Genomic DNA, 13,943 nt, shown 5'->3' with positions numbered 1-13,943 from the left:
GGCTAGAGGAAGCGGTCCAGCAGCTTGCGGCTGTGCTTGTCCAGCGACTGGATGTCGCGCACCAGATAGAAGATGCCGTGGCTGTCGGCGATCAACAGGGTCTGCGGACTGAGGCGGCGGATGTCCTCTTCGCCGCGCAGCGTGAACGAGGTGGGGCCGCGGTCGGTATCGACCTGCCAGGTGCTGGGGGTGGCAAAGGTGGAGACGCTGGCCAGCTTGCGGATCTCGGGCATGAACTCCCGGCTCGCCAGTTCTTCCTCGATCAACTCGCGCTGCGGAGACGGCACATCGGACAGGTGCTCGATCCAGAGCAGTTCGCGCCCGTCCACCGTCACGAGCGACAGGCCGCGGCCAGGTTCGCTGATGGGAAAGGCGCGCACGGGCAGCACGCCCTCGTGGTTCTGGCCATCGGCGGACTGGAACTCCAGGCGTCCGAAGGCATTGCGGCGCAGCTGAAAAGACGGCAAGGTCATGACGATAATTCCGGTTCCGCGTCAGGCCACGGCGGCCATGTCTTCGCTGCCCGACGCCTGCGCGTCGGCCTCGGCCTGGCGCGCCTGCGCCTGGTACAGGCGGTAGTAGGCGCCCTCGCGGGCCATCAGTTCTTCGTGCGGACCCTGCTCCACGATCTGGCCGCGGTCCAGCACCACCAGGCGGTCCGCCTTGCGCAAGGTGCTCAGGCGGTGGGCGATGGCGATCGTGGTGCGGCCGCGCACCAGGTTGTCCAGCGCCTTCTGGATTTCCTTTTCGGTGGTGGTGTCCACCGACGAGGTGGCCTCGTCCAGGATCAGGATGCGCGGATCGATCAGCAGCGCGCGCGCGATCGAGATGCGCTGGCGCTCGCCGCCGGACAGGGCCTGGCCGCGTTCGCCGACCAGCGAGTCGTAGCCGTGCGGCAGCCGCAGAATGAATTCATGCGCATGCGCGGCGCGCGCCGCCGCCACGATTTCGTCGCGGGTGGCGTCCGGCTTGCCGTAGGCGATGTTCTCGGCGATGGTGCCGAAGAACAGGAACGGCTCCTGCAGCACCAGCCCGATGTTGCGGCGGTAGTCCGCCACGCGCACCGAACGGATATCGGCGCCGTCCACCAGCACCGCCCCTTCGGACACGTCGTAGAAGCGGCAGATCAGGTTGATCAAGGTGCTCTTGCCCGAGCCGCTGTGACCCACCAGGCCGATCATCTCGCCCGGCGCGATGTTCAGGTTCAAGCCGCGGATAACCTGGCGGTTGCCGTAGCGGAAGCCCACGTCGCGCAACTCGATGCGGCCGTTGATATGCGGCAGCTTGGCGGGATTCTGCGGTTCCGGCACGCTGGAGACATGGTCCAGGATATCGAAGATGCGCTTGGCGCCGGCAGCCGCTTTCTGCGTGACCGAGACGATACGGCTCATCGAATCCAGGCGCATGTAGAAGCGCCCGATATAGGCCAGGAAGGCGGCCAGCACGCCGACGGTGATCTGCTTCTGCGACACCTGCCAGATGCCGAAGATCCACACCACCAGCAGGCCCACTTCGGTCAGCAGCGTGACCGTGGGCGAGAACAGCGACCAGGTGGTGTTCACGCGGTCGTTGACTTCCAGGTTGCGGTTGTTGGCTTCGCGGAAACGCGCCACTTCGCGCTTTTCCTGCGCGAAAGCCTTGACCACGCGGATGCCCGGGATGGTGTCGGCCAGGACGTTGGTGATCTCCGACCAGATGCGGTCGACCTTTTCGAAGCCATGGCGCAGGCGGTCGCGCACCGCGTGGATCATCCAGATGATGAACGGCAGCGGCACCAGCGTGACCAGCGCCAGCCACGGATTGATGGACACCAGGATGACCGCGGTCATGCAGATCATCAGGATGTCGTTGGCGAAGTCCAGCAAATGCAGCGACAGGAACACGCAGATGCGGTCAGTTTCGCTGCCGATGCGGGAAATCAGGTCCCCGGTGCGCTTGCCGCCGAAATACTCCAGCGACAACTGCTGCAGGTGCTCATAGGTGGTGGTGCGCAGGTCCGCGCCGATGCGCTCGCTGACCCAGGCCAGGATGTAGGTCCGGGCCCAGCCCAGGCCCCAGGCCAGGAAAGCCGAGGCCAGCAGCCCGCCCAGATAGAGGCGGACCTTGTCGTAATCGATGGGCGCGCCGTTCTGGAACGGAATCAGCACGTCATCCATCAGCGGCATGGTCAGGTACGGCGGCACCAGGGTGGCGGCCGTGCCCAGCAGGGTCAGCACGAAACCCGCCAGCAGCGGCCCGCGGTAAGGGCGGGCGAAACGCCACAGGCGCAGCAGCGCCCAAGTGGTGGATGGCGCCGCCTGTTCCTGGTTGCAGGTCGGGCATTCTTCCTCGCCCGCCGGAATGACGTTATTACAGACGGTGCAGGTGCGCTCCGCCAGTTCCTCGTCCTGATGGCCCGACAAACGGATGGCCTGCTGGGTCTCGAACTGCGCCAGCAGCTTCAACGCGGCCGGATTGCGCGCCAGCGTAAAACGCCACGCGCCCAGGCGGGAGCCATCGTCGTGCAATTCCAGCAGCGCGGCGCCGGCGTGGTCGGTCAGGCTCAGCTTTAATTGGGGGCCGTATGCCCAGGATTCCCAGCGCGGTTCGTCGGGATGGCGGGCCAGCAGCCGGCGGTCGGTGGCGGCGATCAGCCCCGGACGGAACTTCAGGCGCTGATCCAGGTCTATTTCAACCCAGGCCAACAAGGTTTCGCCGTCCGCCAGTTCGGCGCTGATTTCATCGCGCCAGCGGGCAGGAAAGGCTTCGGCAAGGCCGGAAAGCAGGTTTGGTTTTTTCATTGGAACGCATACCGGGCCAGGACTCTGCCCTACTAGGCGGCAACCGGTTCGCAACCTGGACTGGCGGCAAACGTGTCCCTTCCTTACAACATAACGATTTCACGCCTTGAAGGCGTCGTATAGTAGCAGCCGATTTTTCTAATTAGGAATATCTGGGATCCCCCACTCGTTGGCATTATTCTAAAGGCGCAACCCCAATAAATTCGCGGTCTTGCATAGGGGCGTCCGCGCGTGCCAACCTGCTTCTCTCGTAAATTAAAACATGAAAAAGAAAGACATTGAATTTCTCGATGTCGTGGCTTTGCGCGGCCCGAACATTTGGACGTACCGTCCGGTACTCGAAGCGTGGGTGGATATCGGTGAACTGGAGGACTACCCCTCCAACACCATCCCCGGCTTTTACGAACGCCTGACGGAATGGCTGCCGACGCTGATCGAGCACCGCTGCAGCCCGGGGGTCCGGGGCGGTTTCCTGTCGCGCCTGAAGGAAGGCACCTGGCCCGGCCACATACTTGAGCATGTCACCCTGGAACTGCAGAACCTGGCCGGCTTGCGCGGCGGTTTCGGCAAGGCCCGGGAAACCTCCACCCGCGGCGTCTACAAGGTGGTGGTGCGCGCCTGGCAGGAACAGGTCACCCGCACCGCCCTGAACGAAGCCCGCGACCTGGTCATGGCCGCCATCGAAGACCGCCCCTTCGACGTGCCCGCCGCCATCGCCAAGCTGCGCAGCCTGATCGACAAGCACTGTCTCGGCCCCAGCACCGCCTGCATCGTGGATGCCGCCGACGACCGCGACATTCCCTACATCCGCCTGTTCGAGGGCAACCTCGTGCAGTTCGGCTACGGCTCGGCCCAGCGCCGCATCTGGACGGCCGAGACCGACCGCACCAGCGCCATCGCCGAAGGCATTTCGCGCGACAAGGACCTGACCAAGGAACTGCTGTCGACCTGCGGCGTGCCCGTGCCCGAAGGCCGCCTCGTGCGCAGCGAGGACGACGCCTGGGAAGCGGCCGAGGACATCGGCCTGCCGGTGGTCGTGAAGCCCTATGACGGCAACCACGGCCGCGGCGTGTTCACCAACCTGACCACGCGCGAGGAAGTGGTGTCGGCCTACCGCGTGGCCGTGGACGAAGGCAGCGGCGTGATCGTCGAACGCTTCGTGCTGGGCAACGAACACCGCCTGCTGGTCGTGGGCAACCGCATGGTGGCCGCCGCCGCCGGCGAACCGGCCTGGGTGACGGGCGACGGCAAGTCCACCATCACCGAACTCATCGACAGCCAGATCAATACCGACCCGCGCCGCGGCCGCACCGAGAACCACCCGCTGAACCCGGTGCGCCTCGATTCCGCCGCGCGGCTGGAAATCGCGCGCCAGGGCCTGTCGGAAGACAGCGTTCCGCCCGAAGGCCAGCGCGTGCTGGTGCAGCGCAGCGGCAACGTCGCCTTCGACGTCACCGACCGCGTGCACCCCAGCATCGCCGCCACCGTGACCCTGGCCGCGCGCATCGTCGGCCTCGACATCGCCGGCGTGGACCTGGTGGCCGAGGACATCTCGCGCCCGCTGGACGAACAGCGCGGCGCCATCGTCGAAGTCAATGCCGGCCCGGGCCTGCTGATGCACCTGAAGCCGGCCGACGGCACGCCGCGCCCGGTGGGCCGCGCCATCGTCGACCACCTGTTCCCTGAAGGCGATGCAGGCCGCATCCCCATCGTGGGCGTGACCGGCACCAATGGCAAGACCGTGGTGGCGCGCCTGGTTGCCCGCCTGCTGAGCCTGTCCGGCAAGCGCACCGGCCTGGCCTGCAGCGAAGGCCTGTACCTGGACCGCCGCCTGGTGCAAAAGGGCGACCGCGCCGATTTCGCTTCCGGTACGCGCCTGCTGATGAACCGCAACGTGGATGCCGCCGTCATCGAGAACGACAGCGGCGTGATCCTGGGCCAGGGCCTGGCCTATGACCGCTGCCAGGTGGGCGTGGTCACCAACATCGACGACGCCGACCATCTCGGCGACTTCGACATCAATGAAACGGAGCGCATGTTCAATGTGTTCCGCACGCAGGTGGACGTGGTGCTGCCCGGCGGCTCCACCGTGCTGAACGCGCGCGATCCGCGCGTGGTGGAAATGGCCGAGCTATCCGACGGCGCCGTGATCTTCTTCGGCATCGATCCCGCCCTGCCCGCCATCACCGCCCACCTGCAACAAGACGGCCGCGCCGTATTCGTGCGCGACGGCGGCATCGTGCTGGCGCAAGGCACCCGCGAGGAACGCCTGGCCACCGTGGCTTCGATCCCGCTGACCCATGGCGGGCGCGTCGCCTTCCAGGTCGAGAACGTGCTGGCCGCGGTGGGCGCGGCCTGGGCGCTGGACATTCCCGTGGAGCTGATCCGCGCCGGCATCGAAACCTTCGACATCGACCAGGCCGACGCTCCCTGGCAGTTCACGCTGTTCGAACGCAACGGCAGCACCGTGGTGGTCGACGACGTGCACAACGCCTCGGCGCTGCGCCCCCTGATCGCCGCCATCGACCAGTTCCCGTCGACCACGCGCGCCGCCGTCTATTCGGCCGGCGCCGACCGCCGCGACGCGGACCTGATCGAACAGGGCAAGCTGCTGGGCGACGCGTTCGACCGCGTGGTGCTCTACGACGACCTGACCGTGCGCAGCAAGCGTCCCGCAGGCGAAGCGCGCGCGCTGTTGCGCCAGGGCCTGGCGCAAGGTTCCCGCGTCAAGGACATCCAGGACGAGCCCGACCACGGCAAGGCCATCCAGAGCCAGCTCGACGCCATCGCCGCAGGCGACTTCGTCCTGCTGCAGTCCGACGAAGCCTTCTCCGGTCCCACCATCGACCTGGTCCGCCGCTGGATTCAGCAATACTGACAATATCTGCGCGCGCCCTTGCACTAGCGGGGCGCGCGTGAGCTAGACAGGAATACCTGCCATGGAAGTTTCCCGTATCCGAGCACTGCGCGGCCCCAATCTGTGGAGCAAGAACACCGCGATCGAGGCCATCGTTTCCTGCGCCGACGCCGAATGCTCCATCGACAACCTGCCTGATTTCGAAGCACGCCTGCGCGCCCGTCTGCCGCAGACCGGGCTGCTGCGCCCGGAAGGCCATCAGGGCGCGGTCTCCATCGCGCACGTGCTGCAGATCGTGGCCCTGACGATGCAGGCGCATGCCGGCTGCCCCGTCACGTTCGGCCGCACCGCCTCCACCATCGAGCCTGGCGTGTTCCAGGTGGTGGTCGAGTACAGCGAGGAAGAAGTCGGCAAGCTGGCGATGGAACTGGCGCAAGTGCTGGTGCGCGCCGCGCTGGACGACACGCCCTTCGATCTCGCCGACGCCTTGAAGCGCCTGCGCGAACTCGACGAAGACGTTCGCCTGGGACCCAGCACCGGCTCCATCGTCAACGCCGCCACTGCCCGCAACATCCCGTACCGCCGCCTGACCCAGGGCAGCATGGTGCAGTTCGGCTGGGGCAGCAAGCAGCGCCGCATCCAGGCCGCCGAAACCGACCTGACCAGCGCCATCTCCGAGTCCATCGCACAGGACAAGGACCTGACCAAGATGCTGCTGGACGCCGCCGGCGTGCCGGTGCCCATGGGCCGCTCGGTGACCACCGCCGAAGAAGCCTGGGCCGCCGCCGAGGAACTGGGCGGCCCGGTCGTGGTCAAGCCGCGCGACGGCAGCCAGGGACGCGGCGTCGCCGTCAACATCGAATCCCGCGAGCGCGTGATCCAGGCCTTTGAAGTGGCCGAGGAAATAAGCTCCGAAGTCATCGTCGAACGCTACATCCCCGGCCACGACTTCCGCCTGCTGGTGGTCGGCGGCGCACTGGTCGCGGCCTCGCGCCGCGATCCGCCGCAAGTCACGGGCGATGGGGTGCAGACCATCCGTCAACTGGTGGACCAGGTCAACGCCGATCCGCTGCGCGGCGACGGCCACGCCACCTCGCTGACCAAGATCCGCTTTGACGACATTGCCCTGGCCACGCTCAAGAAGCAGGGCTTCGAGGCCGATTCCGTGCCGCCGTCCGGCACCCTGATCTTCCTGCGCAACAACGCCAACCTCAGCACCGGCGGCTCGGCCACCGACGTGACCGACGAAGTGCACCCGGAAATGGCCGCGCGCGCGGTGTCGGCGGCCCGCATGATCGGGCTGGACATCTGCGGCGTGGACGTGGTCGCCGAAAGCGTGCTCTACCCGCTTGAAGACCAGAACGGCGGCGTGGTGGAAGTGAACGCCGCCCCCGGCCTGCGCATGCATTTGAATCCGTCCTTCGGCAAGGGCCGCGCCGTGGGCGAGGCCATCATCGCCAACATGTACGCGGACGGCGACGACGGCCGCATCCCGGTCGTGGCCGTGGCCGGCACCAACGGCAAGACCACCACCGTGCGCCTGACCGCCCACATCCTGGGCGTCGCCGGCAACCGTGTCGGCATGACCAACTCCGACGGCGTCTATGTCGACAACCTGCGCATCGACACCGGCGATTGCAGCGGTCCGCGCAGCGCCCGCAGCGTGCTCATGCACCCGGACGTCGACGCAGCCGTGTTCGAAACCGCGCGCGGCGGCATCCTGCGCGAAGGCCTGGCCTTCGATCGCTGCAACGTGGCCATCGTCACCAACATCGGCATGGGCGACCACCTGGGCCTGGGCTACATCAGCACGGTCGAAGACCTGGCCGTGGTCAAACGCGTGATCGTGCAGCACGTGCACCCCACCGGCACCGCGGTGCTGAACGCGGCCGACCCCATCGTGGCTGAAATGGCGGCGAGCTGCCCGGGCTCCATTACCTACTTCGCCGAAGACCGCAATCATCCCGTGCTGGCCACGCATCGCGCCCAAGGCCTGCGCTGCGTCTACCGCGACGGCGACTCCATCGTCACCGCGCAGGGCGGCGAGGAAACCCGCTACCCGCTGGCCGCCATTCCGCTCACGCGCAACGGCACGATCACCTTCCAGGTGGAAAACGCCATGGCGTCGATTGCCGCTGCCTGGGCGCTGGGCCTGGACACGGACATCATCCGCCGCGGCCTGGCCAGCTTCGTCAATGACGCCCAAACCGCGCCCGGACGCTTCAACGTGTTCGATTACCGCGGCGCCACGGTCATCGCCGACTACGGCCACAATCCCGATGCCATCCTGGCCCTGGTGCGCGCGGTGGACGCCATGCCGGCCAAGCGCCGCTCCGTGGTCATCAGCGGCGCGGGCGACCGGCGCGACGAAGACATCCGGATGCAGACCGAGATCCTCGGCGAAGCCTTCGACGACGTGCTGCTCTACCAGGACCAGTGCCAGCGCGGCCGCGCCGATGGCGAAGTGCTGGCCCTGTTGCAGCAAGGCCTGGCCAACGCCACGCGCAGCAAGCACGTCGAAGAGATCCACGGCGAGTTTCTCGCCATCGACACGGCGCTGGCGCGCCTGGGCGCAGGCGACCTGTGCCTGATCCTGGTCGACCAGGTCGAAGAAGCCCTGGATCACATCGCGCGCCGCATCGCGCAGGCCTGAGCCGCACGCGGTTCCTGAAGTAAAAACGGGGCGCCCAAGGGCGCCCCGTTTGCGTCAGCGCGCGCCAGTCAACTGCTGGACGACACCACGGGCGCGGCGGCCTGATAGCGGTCCGTCACGTGCGTGCATCCGAGCGCGGCCATCGCGGCCAGCGTCAGCAAGATAGCGCGGCAAAGTCGTTGCGTCATGCGAGTTCCTCTTTCCATATTCCGTGGCCGAACCTGCTTGCGGGTTCCGCGGACACTATACCGGCGCGCCCGCCGGCAAGCCAAGCACGCATGCCCGCGTCCAGCCTTGCAGATCCAGTTACCAGCCTCCCTCAAAAGGGGACAAGACATTGCCGGAATGTAACTACGGGATCTAGTGCGCCTGCAATCCCTACCCGCCGGAAACCGGGCCATTTCGCCGGCGCCGGGCCGTTACATTTGCCCACAGCCAGGTTTGACGGCCATGCCGCGGGCCCGTACGGTAAGTGCATGGCCTGGACGGAATCACTTGAACCGACAGGCCCTAGCTGATCAGTGTCCCACTCAACCGCGACAGCCCGGTTTACAGGCCGCAAACCGGATGCCGCTAGCAAATGGAGAGGTCACCATGAACAACGACATCATCGCTGGCAAATGGAAGCAACTGACGGGCAAGGCCAAGGCCGCCTGGGGTGAGCTCACCGATGACGAGCTGACCCGCACCGAAGGCAACGCCGAACGTCTGGCGGGCCTGATTCAGGAGCGTTACGGCAAGACCAAGGAGCAGGCCGAAAAAGAAGTCCGTGACTTCTTCGACCGCAATCCTTGATCCGATAAACCACCAGGAGAAGCTGACATGTTGCATTACGCCGTAGTTTTCTTCGTCATCGCCATCATCGCGGCTGTCCTGGGCTTCGGCGGCATCGCCGCCGGCGCTGCCGGTATCGCCAAGATCCTGTTCTTCGTCTTTCTGGTACTGGCGCTGCTGTCCATCCTCGGCGGCGCATTCCGCAAGAAATAGAACTCGCACCCAAGACACTACCCCATCCTCGCGTCCCGACGCGCTGAACCACTAACAAGGAGCATGACTATGGAATTCCGCAAGCTGATCGCCGCCGCTGCACTGGGCACGGGCGCCGTCTTCACTTCCATGGCTTTTGCCGCCGACGACGGCAAGCCGAAACAGTCCGTGGGTGAGTACGCGTCCGACGCCACCGTGACCACCAAGGTCAAGGCCGCCATCGTGGCCGACAAGCAGCTGAGCGCGCTGGACATCGCCGTGGAGACCAATGCGGGCGTCACCAAGCTGACGGGTACCGTCGGCACCGCAGCCGAAGCCGATCATGCCGCCACCGTGGCGCGCGGCGTCGAAGGCGTCAAGCAGGTCATGAACAACATCAAGGTCGACCCGGCCAAGAACAAGAAGTAACCCCAACCGGGCTGTTGCGGCCCGTTCTTGAAATACAAGGCGGCGCCTGTGTCCGACACAGGCGCCGCCTTGTTTTGCGCCGCTACCCGCGGCGCTCCGGATCAGATGTTCACCACGCCCCGGCCTATCTCCAGCGCCCGTCCGCCCACCTGGATCCGGCCGTCGGCCTGGACGTCCAGCAACAGCCGGCAGGGCCTGCCCATCTGGTCGCCCTGCTCCACCAGGATGCTGGCGGGCAAAGAACGCTTTTGATGCAGCAGCCAGCCGCCCAGATTGGCGCAGGCGGAACCCGTGCCGGCGTCTTCGTTCACGCCGCCGCCCGCCTTGGCGTAGAAATAGCGCGCCACCACCACCTGGCGGCCATCCTGCTGGCGATCGTCGTCGAAAGCGTAGGCATACATGACCTTGCGGCCCAGGCTGTTGGCCTGCCAGCGGTCCAACCGCGAGGCATCGGGCGCAACACGGCACACCGCGTCGACGCTGGCCAGCGGCACCAGCAGCTGATCGGCGCCGGTGTCCAGCCAGATCGGATCGTCCAGCAGATCGCTTGCATCCAGGCCCAGCAGACTGGCAATTTCGCCTCGTTCCAGCGCGGGCGCGGCGGTGCGCACGCCATCCGGGCACGGCGCGGTAAAGGTCCAGGCATCGCCGCGCGCCGTCACCGGCACCACGCCGGCGGCGAACTCCAGCGTCAACGCATCGCCCGTCTGCCGCAAGTCACGCACGACCTGCGAGGTGCCTATGGTGGGGTGGCCCGCGAACTTCATCTCGAAGCCCGGCGTAAAGATGCGCACGCGCGCTGCCGCCTTGTCGGACGGCAGGATGAAAGTCGTTTCGGACAGATTGAATTGCGCCGCCAGATTCAGCATGGTGGCGTCGTCCATGCCGCGCGCGTCTTCGAACACGCAGAGCTGGTTGCCGCTGAAGGTGGAGGAAGCGAAAACGTTGAGCAGGCGGAAAGCGTAGGAGGCCATGGCGGTAGCGATAGTTGAAAACGTATGCGCCGGCTCAGGCCGGCGCGTTTCCCACTTTATCGCAAGCCTCGGACCCGGGCTACCAGACCGCGAAGAACAATACCCAGGCCAGGCAGAACGGCGCCAGGCCGGCCGCCAGCACCAGCCAGGCCAGCCCCTTGCGCCAGCCGCTGGCTTGGCGCGGCTTGAGCAGGCGCGCAAACAGGCGCAGCGTCCACAGCACCGCCAGGCTCAGCAGCGTGAAGCGCACGGGCGCGGCCCAGGCGGCCTGCATCCCTTCGTGCTTGAGCAGGTTGACGGTAGTGGCCGACAGGCCCAGGAACACGCCAATGCCGGCGGAAGGAATCAAGGCCTGCGCCAGCTTATGCAGGCCAGGACGCCCCCAGCGCGTCGCGGGTTCGCCTTCCACCGGCGCGGCGGGCGCCAGGCGGTCGGCGATCCACAACGACAGGAAGGAAGCGCCGCCGACACAGATCGTGGCGCCGACGACGAACATCAGGATGCCGGCGCCATCCAGCCACGAGAAGCTGTCGTTCACTTCCGGGTAATGCGTCAGGATGAACCAGGGCGCGTTGTCCAGCAGCGGCCACATGATGTCGTGTTCGACCAGCCAGGTCGCAGCCCACTGCTTGGCGGTCACGTACCAGGGGCTGGCGCTCCAGAGGAAGGCGCCGATCGCGATGCCCATCAGGCCGAAGCACAGCAGCGCCGTCTGCCACGGATCGCCATGGGTGACATGCACGATTTCTTCTTCAGGCGAACGCGGCGTCAACTCGATCGCGCCGCGATAGCCGCTGCAGCGTCCGCAGACATGGCAGTCGCCCGCGCCCTTCATGTGGCGCAGCGGTACCAGCGGCGCACAGTTGATGGGCTCGATGCGGATGACCGGATGGCGCCACTTCTCTTCGTCGACCTTGAAGTGCCAGGGAGCCAGCTTGGCCAGCAGGTTGAAGACGCCGTTGACCGGGCACAGATACTTGCACCACACGCGCTTGCTGCGGCCGTAGCGCCAGCCGACGATCATGGCCGCGACCGTGGACCCGCCCAGCACCGCCAGTACCGCGAGCGGATACTGATAGACGCTGACCAGCTGGCCGTAAACGGTGGTCAGCGCGAACGCGACGAAAGGCCAGCCGCCCCAGCGCATCCATTTCGGGATGGCGTGGCCCTGGCCGCGTTCGCTGGCCCATTCGGTCAGCATGCCCTCGGGGCATAGCCAGCCGCACCAGGCCCGGCCCAGAATGGGCATGGAGATGAGCACGAACGGCCACCACACGCCCCAGAACGCGAACTGCGCGACGATGGTCAGATTGTTGAACACCGAGGCCGCATTGTCCGGCAAAGGCAGGATCGCGGGCACGATCAAAAGGAACGCGTATATCGCAACAATGCCCCACTGCAGCTTGCGCAACAGCGGGGCATGGTCACGGAGGAAGTCGGCGATACGGGAGGTCGCCCTCCCGAGTGCAGCTGCCATGGTCAAACCTTCAAATATTCAGTCCGGCAACAGTCGGGTTCAGGAAGCGCTGCGGGCGGCGGTGGCAGCGCCTGCCGGCTTGCCCCCCACCCAGCGCAGCAGCGCCCACACAATGATCCAGTAGGCCGCCCACAACAGCACCGAGCTCAGCGCAGGCAGCGCGCGGTAGCCGGCAAAGTCGGCCAGGATCTTGCCCACGCCGGTGCTGTCGCTCAGGAGCCAGGAGCTGTCCCAGACCGGATCCACGATGGTCGGGAGTACGTCCAGCGAAATCAGGTGATCCAGGCCGCCCACCAGCAGCGAACCGGCCAGCAGCAGCAACAGGATTTCGGTCACGCGGAAGAAGCGGCGCCAGGTGATGAGCTTGCCGCCCAGCTGCAGCAGCCAGAACGTCAGCAGCGCCACCGCGAAACCAGCCACGCCGGCCAGCGCCAGCATCAGCATGTCGCTGCCGCCCTCGCCCGCCGACACGGTGCCGTACAGGAACACCACGGTTTCGCTGCCTTCGCGCGCCACGGCAATGGCCACCAGCACGAACAGGCCCCACCAGTTGTCGCTGGCGACGGAAGCGCGCGCCCCGCCTTCGAGTTCGCCCTTTAGCGTGCGGCCGTGCTTCTTCATCCACACGACCATCTGCACCACCAGTGCGCATGCGGCCAGCGACATGATGGCCTGGAACCATTCCTGGCCTTCGTCGCTGAGCCAGGTGGACACGCCCAGCAGCACCAGCGCCAGGGCCACGGCCAGCGCCAAGCCTGCCGCGACGCCACCCCACAGGTAGTTCAGGCCGCGCTTGCCCTCGGGCGTGGAGCGCAGCCAGGTGTAGAGAATGCCCACCACCAGCATGGCTTCGACGCTTTCACGCCAGACGATAAAGAGGACCTGTTCCATATATTGCTACCGCTTATTCCTTGGGCTTGACGACCAAGGTGCCTTTCACGTTCTGGTGAAAATCGTCGAAAAAGGGATATTCGCCGGGGCGGGAAATAGTGATCACCACGAAAGACTTCACGCCCGGCCCCAGGACTTTTTCCTTGCGCAGCGGAATGCTTTCGAATTCCACCGGCTCGTTGCTCTCGTTGATGAGCTCGATCTTGAACCGGCCCGCCGGCACTTCCAGCGTGGCCGGTTCGAACGTCCCGTTCGGCTTGAAGGTCAGCGTGAACGTGGGCAGTTCGTCAGCCTGCGCGGATGCCGCCCCGGCCAGGCCCGCCAGGCCGATCAGCAATGCGGCGGCAACGCGTAGCAGGCTGCGCACGATCAGTAGCCGCCCTTCTTGCCGGTGCCGGCGTAGACGAATTCATATTCCAGGTCGAAGGGCTCGAACCACGGGCCCACGCCGGTTTCCTTGTCGATGTGGCGGCCGAAGTGGCTCATCTTGTCCTCGGTCGGCGGCAGGATGGTGTACTTCAGCTTGTACTTGCCCGGTCCTTCCAGCTTGATGTTCTCGCCGTAGTGCGGACCGTCATTGGCGACCATGGGCATGAAGGTGCCCTTCTGCACGTTCTGGCTGCCGACCTTCTGGATTTCGTACTTCACGACCAGGTAGGGCACCCACTCGCCTTCAGGGAAGCCCGTCTTGTTGCCGGCGGTGGCGTGAATGTCGGCCTCAAGGTGCACATCCGAATCCTTGGCCGGACGCATCATCCCGGGGGGGTCCATTTCGATCGGCTGCAGGTATACCGCGCCGATTTCCATGCCGCCCTTTTCCACCGGCTTGCCGATGGGGTATTCGGCCGCGTTCGCGGCGGAAACGCTCAGGGCGACGATGGCCAGGGCCAAGGCTTTCTTGATCATGTGCATAATC

General features: G+C 66.0%; 12 protein-coding genes. 5 read left to right on the top strand and 7 right to left on the bottom strand.

The annotated features are described in order from the left end of the window. Positions 1–2: 2 nt before the first annotated feature. Both ACZ5YA_RS31225 and ACZ5YA_RS31220 read right to left on the bottom strand, forming a co-directional pair. The gene (locus ACZ5YA_RS31225) at positions 3–473 is read right to left on the bottom strand and encodes a cyanophycin metabolism-associated DUF1854 family protein (protein WP_059374585.1); all 471 of its coding nucleotides are present in this window, start codon (positions 471–473) and stop codon (positions 3–5) included. Between the two features lie 21 nt (positions 474–494). Continuing rightward, a complete protein-coding gene (locus ACZ5YA_RS31220) occupies positions 495–2,780 on the bottom strand; it encodes a cyanophycin metabolism-associated ABC transporter (protein WP_118934235.1) in 2,286 nt (761 codons plus the stop codon). A gap of 262 nt (positions 2,781–3,042) precedes the next feature. Here ACZ5YA_RS31220 and cphA (ACZ5YA_RS31215) point away from each other — a divergent pair, with 262 nt between their 5' ends. The 5 genes from cphA (ACZ5YA_RS31215) to ACZ5YA_RS31195 all read left to right on the top strand — a co-directional run bounded on the left by cphA (ACZ5YA_RS31215) (position 3,043) and on the right by ACZ5YA_RS31195 (position 9,685). After that, positions 3,043–5,658 carry a cyanophycin synthetase gene (gene cphA / locus ACZ5YA_RS31215; RefSeq protein WP_059374590.1) on the top strand — a complete coding sequence of 872 codons (2,616 nt, stop codon included), beginning with the start codon at positions 3,043–3,045 and terminating at the stop codon, positions 5,656–5,658. 61 nt (positions 5,659–5,719) lie between these two features. Next, positions 5,720–8,290: a cyanophycin synthetase gene (gene cphA / locus ACZ5YA_RS31210; RefSeq protein ID WP_059374592.1), complete on the top strand. Its 2,571-nt coding sequence runs from the start codon at positions 5,720–5,722 to the stop codon at positions 8,288–8,290. Between the two features lie 594 nt (positions 8,291–8,884). Beyond that, complete coding sequence (locus tag ACZ5YA_RS31205) at positions 8,885–9,085, top strand: CsbD family protein (protein WP_006389412.1); 201 nt, start codon at positions 8,885–8,887, stop codon at positions 9,083–9,085. 27 nt (positions 9,086–9,112) lie between these two features. Then, the gene (locus ACZ5YA_RS31200; RefSeq protein WP_006389411.1) at positions 9,113–9,277 is read left to right on the top strand and encodes a DUF1328 domain-containing protein; all 165 of its coding nucleotides are present in this window, start codon (positions 9,113–9,115) and stop codon (positions 9,275–9,277) included. A gap of 69 nt (positions 9,278–9,346) precedes the next feature. Then, positions 9,347–9,685, top strand: coding sequence for a BON domain-containing protein (locus tag ACZ5YA_RS31195; RefSeq protein ID WP_013392352.1), 339 nt, complete (start codon positions 9,347–9,349; stop codon positions 9,683–9,685). 101 nt (positions 9,686–9,786) lie between these two features. Here the strand turns inward: ACZ5YA_RS31195 and ACZ5YA_RS31190 are convergent, their stop codons facing one another. The 5 genes from ACZ5YA_RS31190 to ACZ5YA_RS31170 all read right to left on the bottom strand — a co-directional run bounded on the left by ACZ5YA_RS31190 (position 9,787) and on the right by ACZ5YA_RS31170 (position 13,933). Then, the gene (locus tag ACZ5YA_RS31190) at positions 9,787–10,659 is read right to left on the bottom strand and encodes a PhzF family phenazine biosynthesis protein (protein ID WP_464091685.1); all 873 of its coding nucleotides are present in this window, start codon (positions 10,657–10,659) and stop codon (positions 9,787–9,789) included. Positions 10,660–10,738: 79 nt separating this feature from the next. Then, complete coding sequence (locus ACZ5YA_RS31185) at positions 10,739–12,136, bottom strand: 4Fe-4S binding protein (protein ID WP_118934237.1); 1,398 nt, start codon at positions 12,134–12,136, stop codon at positions 10,739–10,741. A 39-nt stretch (positions 12,137–12,175) separates the two neighbouring features. Next, complete coding sequence (locus ACZ5YA_RS31180; RefSeq protein ID WP_306633645.1) at positions 12,176–13,027, bottom strand: FTR1 family iron permease; 852 nt, start codon at positions 13,025–13,027, stop codon at positions 12,176–12,178. Between the two features lie 13 nt (positions 13,028–13,040). After that, the gene (locus tag ACZ5YA_RS31175; protein WP_464091684.1) at positions 13,041–13,394 is read right to left on the bottom strand and encodes a cupredoxin domain-containing protein; all 354 of its coding nucleotides are present in this window, start codon (positions 13,392–13,394) and stop codon (positions 13,041–13,043) included. 2 nt (positions 13,395–13,396) lie between these two features. Next, positions 13,397–13,933: an iron transporter gene (locus ACZ5YA_RS31170; RefSeq protein WP_059374603.1), complete on the bottom strand. Its 537-nt coding sequence runs from the start codon at positions 13,931–13,933 to the stop codon at positions 13,397–13,399. Between the last annotated feature and the right edge of the window lie 10 nt (positions 13,934–13,943).

The sequence above is a fragment of the Achromobacter sp. JCM 18799 genome, from assembly GCF_055395645.1.
The sequence above is the reverse complement of the archived record's forward strand: the minus strand, read 5'-3'. Positions and strand labels throughout refer to the sequence as shown.